Below are 17,155 nucleotides of genomic sequence, written 5' to 3'. Positions count from 1 at the left end.
TCAGTTGCCTGTCTCACGCACAGCACGACGGGGCCCCTTCCATGTGCAGGAGCCGCTCAATGGAACTGAACAGACGCACGGTCATTGCAGGCGCCGCGGCAGCCGGTATCGCCGCGAGCGCGCTCGGTACGGGTACGGCGGAGGCTGCCTCGGGAGGCAAGAAGCCCGTGAAGGAACTCTTCGGGACCCTCGCCGACGGGACGAAGGTCTACCGCTGGTCGCTGGCCAACGGCGGCACCCGCCTGAAGGTCCTCTCCTACGGCGGCATCATCCAGTCGCTCGAACTCCCGGACCGGCACGGCAAGTACGCCAACGTGTCGCTCGGCTACGACAACCTCGCCGCGTACGTCGCCGGCACCACGTTCTTCGGCGCGACCATCGGCCGGTACGGAAACCGCATCGCCAAGGGCCAGTTCACCCTCGACGGCAAGGCGTACCAGCTCTCCGTCAACGACGGCGTGAACAGCCTGCACGGCGGTGCCAAGGGCTTCAACACGAAGGTCTGGGACATCGAGCCCTTCACCAAGGGTTCCGACGTCGGCCTCTACCTCCACTACACCAGCGTGGACGGCGAGATGGGCTACCCCGGCACCCTCAAGACGAAGGTGACCTTCACCCTCACCAGGCACGGCGACTGGCGTATCGACTACGAGGCCACCACCGACAAGCCGACGGTCGTCAACCTCACCAACCACACGTACTTCAACCTCGCGGGCGAGGGCAGCGGCGGCATCTACGACCACGAACTCTCCATCGCCGCAAGCCGGTTCACACCCACGGACTCGGGTCTGATCCCCACGGGCGAACTGGCGCCGATCGCGGGTACGCCCTTCGACTTCCGCAAGGCGAAGCCGATCGGGCGGGACATCCGCGCCGGGCACCCGCAGCAGGTCACGGCCAAGGGCTTCGACCACAACTGGGTGCTGGACAAGGGAGTCACGGCGAAGCCGGAGCACATCGCGACGCTGCGGGACCCGGCGTCCGGGCGGACGTTGAAGATCTCCACGGATCAGCCGGGGCTGCAGTTCTACTCGGGCAACTTCCTCGACGGCACGCTGATCGGCACGTCGGGGCGGACCTACCGGCAGGGTGACGGACTGGCCCTGGAGACCCAGCACTTCCCGGACTCCCCGAACGAGCCGTCGTGGCCGACGACGGTGCTGCGGCCTGGTCAGACGTATCGCACGACGACGATCCACTCGTTCAGCAGCTGAAGTCCCACCACTGACTGCTGGTTCGGACCCGGGGTTCCCGAACACACACCATTTTCACATCCGTTGAACAGCGCCACTCGCGTATCCGTATCCATGGGTGGCCCGTGCTCCCCCGCGCGGGCCACCCAAGACGACGGGCCCGGTCGTCCCCGCCGGGCCCGCCTTCATACGGAGGTTCCATTGGCCGACTCCAACGTCACCTCGCTGTTCCGCAGTACGGCGGCACACAGCCCGTCGATGGCGGCGTTGGCGCGTGAGAGCGACGGCACCGGTCCCGTGGACTTCTGCATCCCGTGCAACCCGTACTTCCCCACCCCCGCCATGTTCGACGAGATGGCGGCCCGGCTGCGCGAGATCATCACGTACTACCCGAGCAGCGCCGACACCATTACGGCCGAGCTCTGCAACCTGCTCCAACTCCCGCCGCAGTGCGTGGCGATGGGCAACGGTTCCACCGAACTGATCACCTGGATCGACCACTTGATGGTCCGGGAGTCCCTCGCCATCCCCGTCCCCACCTTCGGCCGCTGGACCGACCAACCCATGGAGACCGGCAAGCGGGTCGACATGTTCCCGCTCCAGGAGTCCAGCGGCTTCGCCCTCGACCTCGCGCAGTACGCGGAGTTCATCCGCAAGCGCAACACCAAGGTCGCCGTCATCTGCAACCCGAACAACCCCGACGGCGGCTTCATCCACAAGCAGGCGCTGGTCCAATTCATGGACGCCATGGCGGACTTGGACCTGATCGTCATCGACGAGTCGTTCCTGGAGTTCGCCGACGCCGAGGTCGAACCCAGCGTCGTACAAGAGGCGATGATCCGCCCCAACGTGGTCGTCCTGCGCAGCCTCGGCAAGAACTTCGGCCTGCACGGCATACGGTTCGGCTACCTCGTGGCGAACCCCGCGCTGGCCGGCCGTATCCGCACGATGCTGCCCAAGTGGAACCTCAACGCCTTTGCCGAGCATGTGGTGTTCATCCTCAAGGAGCACGGCGCCGAGTACGCGCAGAGCCTCCAGCAGGTGCGCCGCGACCGGCTCGACATGGCGAGCCATCTCTCCGCGCTGCCCGGCCTGACGGTCTATCCGTCGCAGGGCAACTTCCTCTTCGTACGCCTCCCCGTCGGCGCCGAGGGAACGGTGGTCCGGGACCGGATGCTGACCGAGCACCGCATCCTGGTCCGCGAGTGCGGCAACAAGATCGGTTCGTCCAGCCGCTTCCTGCGGCTCGTGGTGCGCCCCCAGACGGACGTGCGTCGCCTGGTGTCCGGCATGGAACAGGTGCTCTACGGGACCAGGAGGGGAGCCGCCGTACCCGAGCTGGGTACAGGGACCAACTACAGCTCGGGTACGGCGGCCGTGGATCGCCTGGTCGGGGCGACGAACGGCGCCGGGATGCAGAATCTCGCCGCGCAGGCCCTCGGTACGGGGACGTCGGGGGTCGGCATGCCGATGCCGGTGCCGATGCCGGTGCCCGCGGCGGCTCAGATGCCGATGCAGCCTCAGCCGGTGCCCATGCAGGTGCCTCAGCCGCAGCCTGTGCCGCAGCCCCAACAGCCGCAGCCCCAGCCGCAGTTCGAGCCGATGGTGGCCGCCGCGCAGGTTCAGCAGATGCCGATGCAGCAGGCTCCGCCGCCACAGATGCCCCAACAGCCCTACGGCGTCCCCGCCCCGGCACCCATGCCCCCGCAGGGGCCGACCCCCACCGGCGTCCCCGCCCGCAACGGCCTCACGGCCGCCCAGGTACGCGGCGCCACCAGCCCCAACGGCATGCAGAACCTGGCACCCGCACCCGCGACCGGGTGGCCCAACGCGCAGAGCTGGCCCAACGCGGCGGGGATGGGACAGGCGGGTTAGGGGACGCTGCCGTAAGGGACGCTGCCGCCCTTGAGGCGGTGGCTACGGGAGATCTCGCCGGTCTGTCATCGCTGATCGGCGAGTTCCGCGTCCAGGTTCGCGAGAAATCTGCGCAGCAGGCCCTGCAGGACCACGATCTCGTCCGGGCTGAACCCGTCGAGCGCCCGGCTGTTGGTGTCCAGGAGCGCCGCATGGGCCTGGGGCAGTTTCGCCTGTCCCTCGGCGGTCAGTGAGATCAGGCTGACGCGTCGGTCGTCCGGGTCGGGTGCGCGTTCGACCAGTCCGTCCCGCTCCATACGGGCCAGCAGCTGCGCCATGGACGGCTGCTCGATCCGGGCCAGCCGGGCCAGCTCCTTCTGGGACAGCGGGCCCCCCTGCCCGAGGGCGGCCAGCACCGGCACCTGCCCGAAGGCCAGCCCGAGCGGCCGTAGGCGCCGGTCGTTGATCCTCGCGAGCACGCGGGCAGCGGTGTTGACCAGGGTGGTGGGCGGCGAACTCGGGGTCGGAAGCATCACGTGCACAGCGTATAGGAACCTATGTATAGTCGATACATAGGTTCCTATATAACTGACCGTGCCCCACGAAGGGATGGATGACCTTGATCATCAAGGATGTGACCGTCATCGACGGCACCGGCGGCGTTCCGCGAGCCGGAATGGACGTCCTGATCGCGGACGGACGGTTCGCGGACATCCGCCCGTCGAGCACCGACACCTCCTCGACGCCGGCCGGAGAACCCGAACTCGACGGCCGTGGCGGTTACTTGATGCCTGGCCTGTGGGAGAGCCACACGCACCTGAGGGACTACGGCGCGGCCCTCCCCGAACCCGAGCGGTTCGCCCACCTGCGGGACGTACTCGCCGGGTATCTCGCCGAGGGCGTCACCACGGTGTGCGATCTCGGAGGGATGCCGGAACTGAGTCCCAGGCTGCGCGACGCGAGCAAAGCGGACCCCGCCGTGGCGTCACTCTTCACCTCCGAAGCGGTCTTCACCGGTATCGACGGCTGGCCGGTGACCGGCCTCGTGGGTCACCGGTCCGGGATCATGGAAGTAGGCAGCGCCGACGACGCCGGCCGGTACCTTCAGGGCGTGTCGCTCGATGAGGTCGACTACGTCAAGTGCATGTTCGACGGCAAGCCCGGAGGCGGCCAACGGCTTCCCAGGGCCGCACTTGAGCTGATCATCGCCGCCGCGCACGAGGCGGGCAAGAAGGTGCTGGTGCACATCGCGACGGGCGCGGACCTGCGGGAGGCGGTCCTGGCGGGCGCCGACTGCATCGAACACTCCCCTCTTCCACGGGATCCCGGCGACCTGAGCGAAGCCGCCGAGCTGGCCGACCTCATGGCTGACGCGGGCACGCTCTACTGCCCGACCGTCGCCACCTGGGAACAACTGGCCTACGGGGCGTACCCCGACTATCTGGACCGGCTCATCACCGACGGCATTCTCACGCCGGACGGCGCCGAGGAGATCAGGGCGCGTCCCACCTACGGCCAGCCGTTCCCCAAGCATCCCGCGGAGGAGTGCCGGGTCCGGTTCGAGTACGCGATGCGTACGCTGCCGATCTTCCACGAAGCGAACGTCAGGCTCGTCGCCGGCAGTGACATCGCAAGGGTCATGCCCACGCCCGCCCGCGCGCTGCTGCGCGAACTGCAGTTGTTCGCCCAGGCCGGAGTGCCGAACTCCGCGGTCATCACCTCAGCCACCAGCCGGGCGGCGGAGAAGGTCGGCAAGCAGGACGCGACGGGAACGGTCGCTGTGGGCAGCGTCGCCGACGCGGTCCTGCTGGACTCCGACCCTGTCGCGGACATTTCCCATCTGATCGACCAGCGACACGTTCGCGCCGTTTTCAGCTCCGGCCACCTCGTCCGTCAGAAGAAGCAACTTCCGTGAGCTTTCAGGGAGTTGCCCGCACAGCACTGACAAGTGACGCCCCCAGCGGCAGGGCGTGACTCGTCCGCACCTCGAAGCCCGCCTTCTCCAGCAGGCGCCGGTAATGGTCCTCGTCGCGTTCCTGGCCGCCCACGTTGCACAGCATGTGGACGTCCCAGGCGACCGCCGTCGGTGTCGGCAACAGGCGCTCCACCACCAGGAGTTGGGCACCCGGGCGCATCGCCTCCGCGCACCTGCCGAGGATCGTCAGGCAGCGGTCGTCGTCCCAGTCGTGGAGGACTCGGGAGAGGAGGTAGACGTCTCCTCCCTCCGGTACGGAGCGGGTGAAGTCGCCGGCTACGAAGGAGCAGCGTTCGGGGAGGTGGGGGCGGGCCGCGTCCAGGGCGCCCGGGCGTTCGTACAGGACACCCTCCAGATGGGGGTGGGCGCGGAGCAACCGGCCCAGCAGCGCGCCGTTTCCGCCGCCCACGTCCACCACCCGTCGCGCCTTCGAGAAGTCGATCAGGGTGGGGACCGGGGTGAACATCTCCGCGCTGGAGGCCATCGCGCGGTGGAACAGGCTTCCCAGTTCGGGGTGTTGGGCGAAGTAGGGGAAGTGGTGCCGGCCGTTGCGGTGGGCGAAGGCTTCCTCGCCGGTGCGTACGGAGTGGGTCAGGCCGGCGAAGGAGTCGTAGAACGGGCCGGCGTAGAGCTGGGCCAGCGGGGCCAGGGAGAACTCCGTTGCCGTGCGCAGGGGTTGGCCTGCCGCTGTGAGGTGGTAGGTGTCGTCCGCCGCCGTCAGCAGGCCCAGGGTGGTCAGGTAGCGGAGCAGGCGGCGCAGCGCGTCCGGGTGCGTCGAGGTGAGTTCCGCCAGCCGCGCCGCCGACATGCCGGGGTGGTCCGCCAGGTGGTCCGCGATGTTCAACTCGGCCATTGTGGCCACCGCTTGGGTCGCCCAGGCTCCGGTCATGACGGTGAGCAGGGCCGTCGTCGGGTCGGGGAGGGGCAAGTGGCGGCCGGGGAGGCGGAGTTCGAAGCGGTGGTGGGTGGTGGTGCGGTGGTAGAGGACGGTGACGTTCTCGTGGCCGTTGTAGCCGCCGCCGTCGGGGACCGCGCCGCCCCGCTCCTGGAGGAGGAGTCGTAGGCCTGCGGGGACCACCGGGCCGGGGGCCGTGACCGCGAAGGCGTGGTGGGACTCGTGTTCCGCCTCGCGTTCGTCGGCGGCCACTGCCTCCAGTGCGGACTCCGGGGCTACCGGGAGCGCGAAGATCTCCACGCTGCGGGTGCCGACCGCCACGTGCACGATGCCTACCGGGATGTCGGCGAGTTCCGGGCCGTAGCGGCGGGTCAGGCGGTCGCGGACCACGACGCTCGGGGTGACCGGGCCCGGTTCGTGGCCCAGGCGGCGGAGTTCCTCGCAGAGGCCGTCCAGGGAGTCGGGGAAGACCAGGACCGCTGTGTGGTCGAAGACCAAGTGGCGTGCCACGTCCGCCCGTTCGGCGGGGGTGAGGGCCGGGAGGAGTTCGGCCAGGACCTGGTCCGTGTCGTGGGTCTCGACGTAGGCCGCCGCGCGCTCGATGCGGGCTGCGTCGGCCGCGGCGAGGCGTGCCTGTACGACGGGGAGGTTCATGAAGGGGTTCCCGGTGAATCGTGGGGACGGAGACGGGAGTTGGAAGGCGGGAGACGGCTCAGATGCCGGTGTAGTTCTCGGCGAAGAAGTCCTGGTGCGTGCGGGAGGTGCGCAGGCTGTCCAGGCGGGCGTACTGGAGCGCGCGGCCGTAGCGGGCGTGGGCCTCGACGGTGTGCTCGGCGTCCTCGGCGGACGGGCCGTGCAGCAGGCCGCTCATCCAGTGCGAGAACTCGTGGGCCCGCCAGACGCGCGGCAGGCAGTCGGCGGCGTAGCGGGCGAGGTCGGTCTCGTCGGCGTGCTTCAGGGCCAACGTCAGTGCCTGGGCGAGGCGTTCGGCCTGGAGTACGGCGAGGTTGGCGCCCTTGGCGGCGGAGGGACTGATGAGGCCGGCCGCGTCGCCCGCCAGCCAGAGGCGGCCTTCGCCGAGGGTGTCGAAGACGTCGGAGCGCAGGTCGACGACCGCCTTCTCCAGGACCGGGCCGTCCTTGAGCTGGCCGAACTCGTCGACACGGAACCGGGTTTCCAGTTCGGCCCAGATCCGGTCCTCGCTCCAGTCGGCCGGATCGGTTCTGCGCGGGCACTGGAGGTAGTAGCGGGTGACGGTCGCCGTGCGGGCCATGTGGCCGGCGAATCCCCGTTCGTGCAGGGCGTATCCGACGGCTTCCATGCTGGGCCCGGCCTCGACCAGGACCGCGAGCCAGCTCACGCCGTGGTCCCAGCGGGCGGTGCGTGTCCCGTGGGCGGTCATGGTGGCGCGGGCGACTCCCCGGTGTCCGTCGCACCCGGCGACGTAGCGGCCGGTGACGTCCGTGCCGTCGGAGGTCCGCACCCGGCCGTCCTCGGAGATCTCCTCGACCTCCGTGTCGAAGCGGATCTCGCCGCCGCGTCGGAGGTATTCGGCGAGGAGGTCCCGTACCAACTCCTGCTGCGGGTAGACCGTGTGGACCTCGCCGCGCCCCAACTCGCCGTAGTCGAGGGTGAATTCACCGCGCTCACTGCGGAAGAGACACGTCCGGTGGGTGTGCCCCTTGGCCAACAGCCCGTCCGCCAGGCCGTGTCGGGTGAGGACGCGGACGGAGTGGGCGGCCAGGAATCCCGCTCTGGCCCGCCCCTCCACCGCCTCGCGGCCACGCCGTTCCAGGATCACGCAGTCGATGCCGCGGTCCAGCAGCAGGTTCCCCAGGACGAGCCCCGCCGGGCCCGCCCCGACGATCACCACCCCGGTCCGTGCCCCGGAGTCGAATCGTTTCCCCACATCCACCCCTGATCTTGCTTTTTCGGCCAAGGGGTTTCATATCAGCCAGATCAGGGTGATGAGGAATCGAAAGCGGCTTCTTAGCCCATAAGGGCCAACTGGGCATATGTCAGTGGTCGTTGTCCAAGTGCAGCTTGAGCAGATCCACGCCGTAGTCGCCCCCGTTGGGGGTGCGGATGATGGTGTGGATGTGCTGCTGGGTGGGGGTGCCGTTGGGCCCGCCCATACCGCCACCCGGGCTCGCGTTGCTGCTCTTCGTGCCGTAGGCGAGCGGCGACTGGGCGTCGTACTCGATGAGGACGACCGGGCTGTGCACGCGGTAGTAGAAGGCGGAGGAGTCCTTCGTCTCGCCCATCCAGTAGAAGTAGGTCGAGTCGAGGTGGTCCTCGACCTCCGACATCTTCACTTCGGCGTGGCCGTCGTTCATGTTGCCGACGTAGACGCGCACGAGGTCGAGGAGGTTCTGCTTCTGGGCGCTGCTGAACTCCTTTGCCACCAGCCCCTGGTAGGCGAGCTTGGCGTTGTCCTGTCCGGCGCCCGCCTTCATGTCGTCGCCGGACTTCTTGGTGCTGGAGATCACCTTGGCGCGCTGGGCGGCGGTGAGGGAGCGGAGGAGGGTGAGGCCCGCCTTGGTCTCCGTCTTGAAGAGGGTGATCTTCTCGCCCTTGTAGGTGGCGGAGGTCGGTTCGGACCCCATGAAGGTCGGGGTCATCACGACCTGGTCGCCGAGCACGAAGTAGTTGATGGCCACGTGGTGGCCCTCGTACTGGAAGCCCCACGGCTTGGTCGTGGACGGCGTGCCCATGAAGGTGAAGAAGTACGCGCCCTCGGTGAGCGTGTCCCGGTTGCCGCCGCTGTAGTCGCCGAGGAAGGCGTTCAGCTTCATGATGTTGCGGGTCTGGGTGAGCCCGTCGGCGGAGAGGGCGGCGCCGAGCAGCGCGTAACCGAGGTTGCGCTGGGTGGCGGTGATGTCGCCCATGCGGACGCCCTTGCGCTGGTACCCGTCGACGTTGCTCCAGGCCAGCCACTCGTCGTTGTCGACGTCGAACGTGCAGGACTTGCGTTCCTTGGCGCTGAGCCCGTCGAGAAACGCCTGCGCGGCCTTGACGATCCCGTCCGTCGACACGTCGGTGGCGTGGATCGAGTAGAGCCCGTCGGTGATCGTGCCGTTGGTCGAAACGCCTTTGAAATCGGCGTACTTGACCTCACTCTGCCCGGGACCCATCCCGCTGCCGCCCCCTCCCCCGGGCCCGCCGGAAGGCATCGCGCCGGTGGGCATACCGCCGCCCGGGCCGCCCGAGGGGGCGCCGTTCGGGGCGCCGGAGGACGAGGACGCGGTGGCCGTGTCGGAGGCGTCCGACGAGCAGCCGGTCATGGTCGCGACGGCGGCGACTCCGCCGGCGAGCAGCGCGCTGTTCATGAACCAGCGGCGGCTGCGGTCGGCTTCGGGGGTGCGGGGGCGGTGTCCGTGCATACCGGCCAACCTCCCGCACCAACCTGAACCGAACCTGAAGCCCCGTCCAGCGCCCTGACCAGTGCCAACCACCTGGGCAGGTCGATTTCCACCCTTACGGTCTTGCCCGGCGGCGGCACCCGTTCCACCACCTCCCACCGGTCCGCGAGCGCCTCGACGAGCACGAGCCCGCGCCCGTTCTCGTCGAGGAGATCTGGCTGTTCTACGGCCCCGGGTGCGGGCGGACGCGGTCCGGTACGGGTGTCGGTGACCTCGATGCGGACGCTTCCCGTGACGAGGGAGAGCCGGAGTTCGAAGTCCCGCCCCGGTACGCGGCCGTGGGTGACGGCGTTGGCGGCGAGTTCGGCGACGATCACGGCGGCGGTGTCGGAGGCGTCGCTGCCGTGCGGGATGCCCCAGGCGTGGAGTTGGTGCAGGGCGAGGTGCCGGGCGAGGCGGGCGCCGCGAGGGGTGGGGCTGAGGCGCTGGGCGAACGTACGTACGGTGACGGGGGGTTGGGTGGTCATGGGCCCAATGTGGCGTTCGGGGAGGGTAGTTCACCAGCACCTCGGCCCGTACGCTGCGGCAGCGTACGGGGTCACACGCTGGACAGTACGCGCTACGTTCCGTAACCATGTCCGCGGGAGGTGGGTGACCATGGTCGAGGGCAGCAGCGAGCCCGAAGTGTCCGACAGCCTGCGAACGTTCGGGGCGATGTTGCAGGCCTTACGGGAGCATGCGGGGCTGAGCCGGGAGGCGTTCGGCAGGCAGATCGGGTACTCCAAACACACCGTGGAGTCGGTGGAGTTGGGGAGGCGGATGCCGGACACGCAGTTCGTGGACCGGTCAGAACCGGTGTTGGGCAACACCGGGGCGGTACGGCGAGGTGCGGAACACCTGGAGCGGCGGCCTGGGTTGGCGGCTTGGTTCCGGCAGTGGGCGCTGAAAGAGAAGACGGCGATCACGCTGTACACGTACGAATGCCGGACGATTCCCGGGTTGTTGCAGACCGAGGAGTTCGCACGAACGCTGTTCCTCGGACAGCTGCCTCCACTGGACGACGCGCAGATCGAGGCTCAGTGGGTAGAGCGGGCGAAGAGGCAGGAGTTGCTGACGGAGCGGCCGAACACAGCGTTCAGCTTCATCCTGGAGGAGGGGCTGTTCTTGCGGCGTACCGGCGGGCTTGAGGTCACCCGGAAGCTCATCGACCACGTGCTCAAGGTCGCCCGGTTCAGGAACGTCGAGATCCAGATCATGCCGCAACTACGAGAGAGCCATGCCGGGTTGGACGGTCCCATGCAGTTGCTGGAGACCCCCAACAACACATGGTTCGCCTATTGCGAGGGGCAGCGGGGCGGTCTGCTGATCTCCGAGTCCAAAGAAGTAAGCGTGCTCCAACAGCGGTATGCCAGGATGCGTTCACAGGCTCTCACCTCGGAGGAGTCCATGAGCCTGTTGGAACGGATACGAGGAGCGCTATGAGCACGTCCGAACTGGCCTGGTTCAAGAGCAGCTACAGCAGCGGCGGCGATGGCGACTGCGTAGAAGTCGCCCTCTCCTGGCACAAGTCGAGCTACAGCAGCAGCGGTGACGGCGACTGCGTCGAGATCGCCTCCTGCCCTTCCACCATCCACATCCGCGACTCGAAGAACACCCAGGGCCCGCAACTCGCCCTCTCCCCCACCACCTGGACCAAGTTCATCGTCACCCTGTGATCGGGGGCTCCGCCATGAGCACCACTGAACTGGCCTGGTTCAAGAGCAGCTACAGCAGCGGCTCCGGTGACAACTGCGTCGAGATGGCCACCGGCCCCACCACCATCCACATCCGCGACTCCAAGCACACCCAGGGCCCCCAACTCGCCCTCACCCCCGCCACCTGGACGGAATTCCTCGTCACCCTGTGATCGGGGACTCCGCGATGCAACCGCCGGCGGTCGCCAGCCCACCGGCGCTCTGTTCCTCAAGCACCTTGCCCTTGTAAGTGATCCGGCACTCGACCTCCGCGCCCTCGATGTCCGCGGCGACCGGCATGACCGCCGCGGGCATGATGCCGCGCAGGGTGACCGTCTTGGTCCAGGGCAACTTGGGGTTGGTCACCGTCTCGACCTTGGGGTCCATCGCCTTGCCACCTCCGCCGTGGAAGCCGATCGAGTCGACGTTCTTGCCCGTGACCTCGTAGGTGACGACGTACGTCTCGTTCACGGCCTTGTCGACCTGGTCGACCGCCTCGGAACACGAACTCAGGCCCAGCGCAAGGCCGGTGACAGCGGCGGCGCAGACGGCAGTGCGGGTGGCGCGGATGGCGCGGGTCATGAGGATCCCCCCGGATCATGATCGTGAAGGTCGGTCGAACCCGCAGCCAATAGCAAAGAGAAAGTAAAGTCAAACGCGAGCGGCACGTAAGATCCCCGCATCACATGGTCCGGGGGGAGATCACATGTCGCACGTTTCCACGCCGCTCGCCAGAACGCTGGGCGGGGCGGCGCTGTTGTCGGCGGCCACAGCCTGGGCGGCGACCTCACTGCCGCCAACTGACGCCCCGCGTCTGCACGTTCTCATGCCGCTTGCCCTGGCCGCGCTGTTCAGCCTGGGATGGGTGCTGGCCAGTCGGTCGGCGCCTCTCGTGGAGCCGTTGCAGGTGACCGCGCCACCGCGGGAGACGATCCCCGGCAAGCTGGGAACGGTGCGCCGTGACTGGGGATTCTTCCTCGCCGCCTTCCTCGTCGTCTGGGCACCGTGCGCGGGGGCGAGTTCCGCTGCGGGGAAGGGCGTTGACCCGTCCCTGTTCAACCTGTACGTCGCGGTCTCGTGGCTTTTCGGTGCGGTGTTCTCCTTGTTCGTCCTCGCCCTGCTCAAGAGCCAGCTCGGCCCGGCGCAGCGCGTGCTCAGGGAAGATGCTGCCGCCGGCGGCGTCCACGCGATTCGCGTCCGGTTCCGCACGCCGGTGAAGGAGTCCTACCGGTACCCGACCCGAAACGGCAGCGGCCAGACCGCGACAACCAGCGCCTACTACGTCGAGTTGGCGCGGGAGAACGAGACCGACAGCCGACGACCCATCCGACTCCAGGCCATGCCCGGACACAACCTTCGCATCACCGTCGGCGACAAGCACCTGGCCCAGGCCGCCGCCCAACTCGCAGGCCACAGCGGTTGGTTGTGCTGGCCCACCCGGTGGCGGAACATCGCGCGCACGAGCGAGGAGCGCACGGTCTCCGCCGCCTTCGTCTCGGACTCCGGCCACGTGGTCTGGGGCGTGACACCGCAGGACGACTACGCGGGATACCTGCGCGACGGTGCCGCGCCGCTGTGCCGGACCGACACCGCGCTCGCCGTCGAACCGCTTCCCCGCCCGTCCCGGTACTTCCCGAAGGTGCACGCCTCCCACCTGCGCGTCGCGGCGGTCGGCGCCCTCCTCGCCGTACCGTTCCTGCTGGGTGCCGTCCCGCACTGGGCCGGCATGCTGCTGGGCGTGGCCTCGGGGGCCGTAGGGCTCTTCGCGGGGATGACGATGGACGGCGTGGGCGTGGACCAGGAACCGTGGACCGTACGCGAGACGTCGCACCCGTCCCTCCGGTGACCGCGTGTTCGACCCACCGCCGGGAACACGACGACCGCTGATGCCATGATGCCGCCATGGCACAGTCACCCCAGGAACCCCAGGACTCCTCGGTCACCGAGGACGGAATGACCGCGGTCCAGGCCGTCGACCGGATCGAGGCCGCCGCGCATCCGCGTCCGCACGACCGCCGCCTGCATGCCCGCGGGGCCGTGTACGACGCACGGTTCGTGCCCACCGGGCGGATCGCGCAGTGGACGACCGCCGCCTGTCTCACCGCCGAAGCCGACGCAGTGATCCGGTTCTCGAACGGCTCCGGCAACTTCGCCGCCGACGACCGGGCACGGGGCGTACGCGGGATGGCGGTCAAGTTCCTTGAGGGGGACGGCAGTAGCGATGACGCCGAGGCCGTGATGGACCTCGTCGCCGCCAACTTCCGGGTCTTCCCCAGCCACAATCCCGAGGGGTTCATCGAACTCGTCGAGGCGTTGGGCATGGCGGGCACGGAGGGCGGGTTCGCCGACCGGGCCAAGGGAAAGCTCGCCGCCGCCGGGAAGTTCGCGACCGTGCTGGCCCAACACCCGGAAAGCCGGGGCGCGTTGAAGTCCTTCGCCGGGCAGCAGGCACCCGCCAGTTTCGCCACCACGCGCTACGACGGGCTGCACGCCTTCGTCCTCGTCGACGAGTCGGGCGTACGGCGCCCCTTCCGCTACCGGCTCGTGCCCCAACTCGGCGAGGTCGAGATCGATCCCGCGTACGCCGCGACCCTCGCCCCCGACTTCCTCATCGGCGACCTCGACTCCCGCCTCGAATCCGGGCCCGTCACCTTCACCGTGGTGTACCAGCTCGCCGAGCCGAACGACCCGACCCACGACCCCTCCCAGGCATGGCCGGAACACCGCCCCCTGATCCCGGCCGGCCACCTCCACGTGACGGCCCGCTCGCCCCGCGAGGACCACTGGCAGCACCAGGTCTTCGACCCGACCCGCCTCGCCCCCGGCGTCGAAGCCTCCGACGACAAGATGCTGGCGTTCCGCCGCCACGCGTACTCCGTCTCGGCGGAACGCCGGCTCGCTCCCTAGCCAGCCCGGGGAACACCCGTCAGCCCGTGGCGCGCCCGTCGAGATACGGCCGTAGCGGCTGCCGTGCCGCGACCTCGGCGAGGCGTGGCAGCGGGCGGCCCGGCGGCGCCAGGCGCGCGGCCAGCCAGCCCCACAGGGCGAGGTTGACCTGGGGTGACCGTTCGGGGGCGCAGTGGCTGGCGTTCTTGATCACCCACACGGTCGTCTCCGGCCGCCCGGCGAGTCCTACGGTGTCGCCGAGCGGGACGTAGACGTCGTCGGCCCCGTTGACCGCCAGCAGCGGCGAGCCACCGGCACCGGCCTTGTCGAGGAGACCCTGCTCGCGCAGGGAGAAACTGGCGAGCAGGTCGGCGATCCCGGCCTCGTCGGGGAGGGCATCCAAGTGCAGCGCGTTGCCGACGATCCCCGGCATGCCGTGCGGCAGGTTGAGCAGGTCGATGGGTTCGTCGGTCAGGCCGGTCGGGCCGCCCAGGTCGACCGCCGCGTCCACGTGGCCGGCGAGGGCCAGCTTGGCCGCCCAGTGCGCGCCGAAGCTGACGCCGTAGAAACCGACGGGTTGGCCGTAGGCGCGCCGGAGTTGGGCGATGAGGCCGACGAGGACGCGGTCGGCGTCGGGGGCGAGCGGGACCGTGGATTCGCCGGTGCCGGGCATGTCCACGGCGGCGACGAGGAGGCCGGTGGCGCGGGCGGTGGCCACGGCCAGGCGGTGCAGGTCCATCTTCCAGGTGTCGACGCCGCCGCAGAGGACGATCACGCCCGGGCGGGCCACCCGCCGTCGTTGGAAGAAGTGCACGGGGACGGGCTCGGGCACGTTCAGCACAGCGCGCTGGAAACGGACCGGGAAGCCGGGCGCGGCTTCGAGGTACGCGGCGAGTTGGTGCTCTTGCGCGGCCCGCCGTTCGTCGGTCGCCAGGCACGGGAAACGGGCCGCGCCCCAGCACAGCGAGGCGAGCAGCGGGTCGCCGGAGGCATGGGCGCGCTCGGCCTCGGCCGACCACACCGGGACCCAACTCCCCACCCCCGTCCCCCACATGTCGGTGATCCGGGCCCGGGCGCGGTCGACGACCGGGCGCGGGATCCCGAGCGCCACGAACTGCCGGGTGCGCTCGTCGAACAGGTCGTCCGGTTCCACGGGGAAGGTGAACATGCCTTCTACAATGCGAGTAATCCTCAGCTTCTGACAACTCGCATTGGACCCCGGATCCACCCATGTCCACACCGCGCAAACGCCCACGTCAGCAGCGGTCCCAGGAGACCTACGACGCGATCCTGGAAGCGGCTGCTCAGCTTTTCGAGGCCCTCGGTTACACCGGCGCGACCACCAACAAGATCGCGGACCGGGCCGGGGTGTCGATCGGCTCGCTCTACCAGTACTTCCCGAACAAGGACGCGCTGCTCTACGCGTTGGGCGAGCGCCACGTGCACGCGCTGGCCTCGGCCATGAACGCGGCGATGGCGGACCTGCGCGCGGCGGCGCCCCCAGCCGAAGAGACGATCCGCACCCTGTACTCGACCCTGGCCCAACTCCACGACACAGACCCGCACTTGCACCGGCTCCTCTACGACCAGGCCCCGCGCCCGGCCGCCGCGGCGGCCCAACTCCGCGCATTCCAGACCGAGATGGCCACGGAGGTGGAACACCACCTCCGCCGCCTCGACTTGGGCGCCCCCGACCCCACCCTGACCGCCCTGCTCCTGGTCCAGGCGGCCGAGGCCCAGATACACGGCGCGATCCTCGACCCACCGGCAGGCCGCACCCCGGCCGAGTGCGTGGAGGCGGCGATCGTCATGTGCCTGGCGGCGCTGGGCATCCGGCCGACGACGTAGAACGGCGCTACGGCCGTGTCAGGGCGGCGGCGAGTTCCCCCACGGCCGCGAGGTCGTGACAGTCACCCGTGGCACCGCCCCCGCACCACCACACCAGACGCCCGCTTTCGCCTTCGCCCCACCCCTCCCAGTCGGCCCCCGTCCCCTCGGGGCGAACGTGCGTACCGGTCCCGTGGGACGGACACACCGGCCACGCCCGCCGGAGCCGGTCGGCCACCGTCTCCTGGGCCGCGTCCGCCACAAGGCCGAGGGCGTCGTCGTCGGGGGCGTCGTCGTCCGGTTCCTGGAGACCCTCGTGGTGCCAACTGCCGTCGGACACGGCGACGTAGACCTGCTCCTCCCAGACCATCAGCGCGAGGGGCGGCTGGTCGGGGAGGGTTGCCGCGAAATCGCGGTTGACGATGGCGAGGGCGGCCTGAAGTCGCGGGTAGCGGCTGGGTTCCGCGCGCTGGGGGTCGAAGGGCTTCACCGGGTGATCTTCCCCCACCCCGGCCTCCCACCGGGCATCGCGCCGGCAGCCGTCGTGACCCACCTGTCCCGCAATGAACTTGACGGACCGTCACTTTGCCGTTCGCACAGTCGGCCGACAGGTTCCGCTTCTACGGTGCCGTGTCCATGACAGACTCATCCTCACACGGCACAGCCGGAGTCACCCCCACCCCGATCGGGCGTCGTACCGTCCTGATCGCCACCGGCACCACGGCCGCCGTACTGGCCGTCGGCGCCGCCGCTCCCCACACCCCCGCCACAGCCACCACCGCAGACTCAACTCCCGTGGCCCCGGCGGCAGTCTGCACTCTCACCAAGGAGATGACCGAAGGCCCCTACTACCTCGACGGCGCCCTCGTCCGCGCCGACGTCACCGAAGGCAAGGCCGGTATTCCGCTCAAACTCGCCCTCACCGTCGTGAACGACAGCACCTGCGCGGTCATCCCCAGCGCGCTCGTGGAGATCTGGCACTGCGACGCGCTCGGCGAGTACTCCGGCTACGTCGGCAACAACGGCCACAGCGAGCCGGACGACCGCACCTTCCTGCGCGGCGGTGTCCTCACCAACTCCGCCGGGCTCGCCAACATCACGACGATCTACCCGGGTTGGTACCGCGGGCGCTGCGTGCACATCCACGTGAAGGTGCACACCGGCGTCACGCTCACCGCGGACGGCTCGTTCACCGGCGGCCAGGAACTCCACACGGGCCAGCTCTTCATCGACGAGACCATCACCGCGGCCGTCGCCAAGATCTCCCCGTACTCGACCAACACGGTCACCCGCACCACCCTCGCGCAGGACTCTATCTACGACGACGGAGGCGCCGCGTCCGGCCTCATGACCCTTACGGCGCTGGGCAGTTCGACCTCGTCCGGTTACACGGGCACGCTCACACTCGGCGTCCAGCAGAGCTGAGCCCG

Annotated in this window: 18 protein-coding genes; 10 read left to right on the top strand and 8 right to left on the bottom strand. The window is 69.3% G+C overall.

Going from position 1 to position 17,155, the window contains the following annotated elements:
* Positions 1-59 precede the first annotated feature (59 nt).
* Both OO69_RS45275 and OO69_RS45270 read left to right on the top strand, forming a co-directional pair.
* Entirely contained in the window at positions 60-1,214 is a 1,155-nt protein-coding gene (locus tag OO69_RS45275) for an aldose epimerase family protein (RefSeq protein WP_033286853.1), read from the top strand.
* A 180-nt stretch (positions 1,215-1,394) separates the two neighbouring features.
* Positions 1,395-3,068 carry a pyridoxal phosphate-dependent aminotransferase gene (locus OO69_RS45270; RefSeq protein WP_033286852.1) on the top strand — a complete coding sequence of 558 codons (1,674 nt, stop codon included), beginning with the start codon at positions 1,395-1,397 and terminating at the stop codon, positions 3,066-3,068.
* A 65-nt stretch (positions 3,069-3,133) separates the two neighbouring features.
* Here OO69_RS45270 and OO69_RS45265 read toward each other — a convergent pair whose 3' ends face one another.
* Positions 3,134-3,580: a MarR family winged helix-turn-helix transcriptional regulator gene (locus OO69_RS45265; RefSeq protein ID WP_033286921.1), complete on the bottom strand. Its 447-nt coding sequence runs from the start codon at positions 3,578-3,580 to the stop codon at positions 3,134-3,136.
* Between the two features lie 80 nt (positions 3,581-3,660).
* Between OO69_RS45265 and OO69_RS45260 the strand changes: the two genes are divergently transcribed.
* Complete coding sequence (locus OO69_RS45260) at positions 3,661-4,962, top strand: amidohydrolase family protein (protein WP_033286851.1); 1,302 nt, start codon at positions 3,661-3,663, stop codon at positions 4,960-4,962.
* A gap of 4 nt (positions 4,963-4,966) precedes the next feature.
* On the opposite strand, the gene OO69_RS45255 is transcribed toward OO69_RS45260, so the two are convergent.
* The 4 genes from OO69_RS45255 to OO69_RS45240 all read right to left on the bottom strand — a co-directional run bounded on the left by OO69_RS45255 (position 4,967) and on the right by OO69_RS45240 (position 9,806).
* Positions 4,967-6,571 carry a methyltransferase gene (locus tag OO69_RS45255; protein WP_033286850.1) on the bottom strand — a complete coding sequence of 535 codons (1,605 nt, stop codon included), beginning with the start codon at positions 6,569-6,571 and terminating at the stop codon, positions 4,967-4,969.
* Between the two features lie 58 nt (positions 6,572-6,629).
* On the bottom strand, positions 6,630-7,826 hold the full coding sequence (locus tag OO69_RS45250; protein WP_078652874.1) for a 4-hydroxybenzoate 3-monooxygenase: 1,197 nt from the start codon (positions 7,824-7,826) through the stop codon (positions 6,630-6,632).
* A 109-nt stretch (positions 7,827-7,935) separates the two neighbouring features.
* On the bottom strand, positions 7,936-9,300 hold the full coding sequence (locus OO69_RS45245; protein ID WP_063744497.1) for a DUF3500 domain-containing protein: 1,365 nt from the start codon (positions 9,298-9,300) through the stop codon (positions 7,936-7,938).
* On the bottom strand, positions 9,243-9,806 hold the full coding sequence (locus OO69_RS45240) for an ATP-binding protein (protein WP_033286848.1): 564 nt from the start codon (positions 9,804-9,806) through the stop codon (positions 9,243-9,245). Before OO69_RS45240 ends, OO69_RS45245 begins: the two co-directional genes overlap by 58 nt.
* Positions 9,807-9,936: 130 nt before the next feature.
* Between OO69_RS45240 and OO69_RS45235 the strand changes: the two genes are divergently transcribed.
* Genes OO69_RS45235 through OO69_RS45225 form a run of 3 tightly spaced genes read left to right on the top strand, consistent with a single transcriptional unit; the run spans position 9,937 to position 11,185 of the window.
* Positions 9,937-10,761 carry a helix-turn-helix domain-containing protein gene (locus tag OO69_RS45235; protein WP_033286847.1) on the top strand — a complete coding sequence of 275 codons (825 nt, stop codon included), beginning with the start codon at positions 9,937-9,939 and terminating at the stop codon, positions 10,759-10,761.
* On the top strand, positions 10,758-10,994 hold the full coding sequence (locus OO69_RS45230; RefSeq protein WP_033286846.1) for a DUF397 domain-containing protein: 237 nt from the start codon (positions 10,758-10,760) through the stop codon (positions 10,992-10,994). The genes OO69_RS45235 and OO69_RS45230 overlap by 4 nt, the downstream gene beginning before the upstream one ends.
* Positions 10,995-11,008: 14 nt before the next feature.
* Positions 11,009-11,185 carry a DUF397 domain-containing protein gene (locus OO69_RS45225; RefSeq protein ID WP_063744498.1) on the top strand — a complete coding sequence of 59 codons (177 nt, stop codon included), beginning with the start codon at positions 11,009-11,011 and terminating at the stop codon, positions 11,183-11,185.
* Here the strand turns inward: OO69_RS45225 and OO69_RS45220 are convergent.
* Complete coding sequence (locus tag OO69_RS45220) at positions 11,175-11,594, bottom strand: MmpS family transport accessory protein (RefSeq protein ID WP_033286844.1); 420 nt, start codon at positions 11,592-11,594, stop codon at positions 11,175-11,177. The two genes, OO69_RS45225 and OO69_RS45220, sit on opposite strands and share 11 nt — an antisense overlap.
* A gap of 124 nt (positions 11,595-11,718) precedes the next feature.
* Here OO69_RS45220 and OO69_RS45215 point away from each other — a divergent pair, with 124 nt between their 5' ends.
* On the top strand, positions 11,719-12,858 hold the full coding sequence (locus OO69_RS45215; RefSeq protein WP_158713501.1) for a hypothetical protein: 1,140 nt from the start codon (positions 11,719-11,721) through the stop codon (positions 12,856-12,858).
* 56 nt (positions 12,859-12,914) lie between these two features.
* Positions 12,915-13,919 carry a catalase gene (locus tag OO69_RS45210; protein WP_234444701.1) on the top strand — a complete coding sequence of 335 codons (1,005 nt, stop codon included), beginning with the start codon at positions 12,915-12,917 and terminating at the stop codon, positions 13,917-13,919.
* A gap of 19 nt (positions 13,920-13,938) precedes the next feature.
* Here the strand turns inward: OO69_RS45210 and OO69_RS45205 are convergent, their stop codons facing one another.
* Positions 13,939-15,066, bottom strand: coding sequence for an alpha/beta hydrolase (locus OO69_RS45205; protein ID WP_051801750.1), 1,128 nt, complete (start codon positions 15,064-15,066; stop codon positions 13,939-13,941).
* Between the two features lie 62 nt (positions 15,067-15,128).
* On the opposite strand from OO69_RS45205, the gene OO69_RS52260 reads away from it, so the two are divergent.
* On the top strand, positions 15,129-15,746 hold the full coding sequence (locus tag OO69_RS52260; protein ID WP_033286842.1) for a TetR/AcrR family transcriptional regulator: 618 nt from the start codon (positions 15,129-15,131) through the stop codon (positions 15,744-15,746).
* Between the two features lie 7 nt (positions 15,747-15,753).
* Here OO69_RS52260 and OO69_RS45195 read toward each other — a convergent pair whose 3' ends face one another.
* A complete protein-coding gene (locus OO69_RS45195) occupies positions 15,754-16,233 on the bottom strand; it encodes a hypothetical protein (protein WP_051801748.1) in 480 nt (159 codons plus the stop codon).
* Between the two features lie 128 nt (positions 16,234-16,361).
* On the opposite strand from OO69_RS45195, the gene OO69_RS45190 reads away from it, so the two are divergent.
* Complete coding sequence (locus tag OO69_RS45190) at positions 16,362-17,150, top strand: intradiol ring-cleavage dioxygenase (RefSeq protein ID WP_033286917.1); 789 nt, start codon at positions 16,362-16,364, stop codon at positions 17,148-17,150.
* Positions 17,151-17,155: the final 5 nt, after the last annotated feature.

The organism is Streptomyces sp. NRRL F-525, from assembly GCF_000716605.1.
Classification (GTDB): domain Bacteria; phylum Actinomycetota; class Actinomycetes; order Streptomycetales; family Streptomycetaceae; genus Streptomyces.
This window is presented reverse-complemented; position numbering and strand designations above follow the sequence as displayed.

Coding starts and splice junctions, on each gene's coding strand:
- OO69_RS45215 (WP_158713501.1), top strand. CDS start 11,719: ATGTCGCACGTTTCCACGCCGCTCGCCAGAACGCTGGGCGGGGCGGCG.
- OO69_RS45205 (WP_051801750.1), bottom strand. CDS start 15,066: ATGTTCACCTTCCCCGTGGAACCGGACGACCTGTTCGACGAGCGCACC.
- OO69_RS45260 (WP_033286851.1), top strand. CDS start 3,661: ATGACCTTGATCATCAAGGATGTGACCGTCATCGACGGCACCGGCGGC.
- OO69_RS52260 (WP_033286842.1), top strand. CDS start 15,129: ATGTCCACACCGCGCAAACGCCCACGTCAGCAGCGGTCCCAGGAGACC.
- OO69_RS45190 (WP_033286917.1), top strand. CDS start 16,362: ATGACAGACTCATCCTCACACGGCACAGCCGGAGTCACCCCCACCCCG.
- OO69_RS45225 (WP_063744498.1), top strand. CDS start 11,009: ATGAGCACCACTGAACTGGCCTGGTTCAAGAGCAGCTACAGCAGCGGC.
- OO69_RS45245 (WP_063744497.1), bottom strand. CDS start 9,300: ATGCACGGACACCGCCCCCGCACCCCCGAAGCCGACCGCAGCCGCCGC.
- OO69_RS45230 (WP_033286846.1), top strand. CDS start 10,758: ATGAGCACGTCCGAACTGGCCTGGTTCAAGAGCAGCTACAGCAGCGGC.
- OO69_RS45235 (WP_033286847.1), top strand. CDS start 9,937: ATGGTCGAGGGCAGCAGCGAGCCCGAAGTGTCCGACAGCCTGCGAACG.
- OO69_RS45220 (WP_033286844.1), bottom strand. CDS start 11,594: ATGACCCGCGCCATCCGCGCCACCCGCACTGCCGTCTGCGCCGCCGCT.
- OO69_RS45275 (WP_033286853.1), top strand. CDS start 60: ATGGAACTGAACAGACGCACGGTCATTGCAGGCGCCGCGGCAGCCGGT.
- OO69_RS45255 (WP_033286850.1), bottom strand. CDS start 6,571: ATGAACCTCCCCGTCGTACAGGCACGCCTCGCCGCGGCCGACGCAGCC.
- OO69_RS45240 (WP_033286848.1), bottom strand. CDS start 9,806: ATGACCACCCAACCCCCCGTCACCGTACGTACGTTCGCCCAGCGCCTC.
- OO69_RS45265 (WP_033286921.1), bottom strand. CDS start 3,580: ATGCTTCCGACCCCGAGTTCGCCGCCCACCACCCTGGTCAACACCGCT.
- OO69_RS45210 (WP_234444701.1), top strand. CDS start 12,915: ATGGCACAGTCACCCCAGGAACCCCAGGACTCCTCGGTCACCGAGGAC.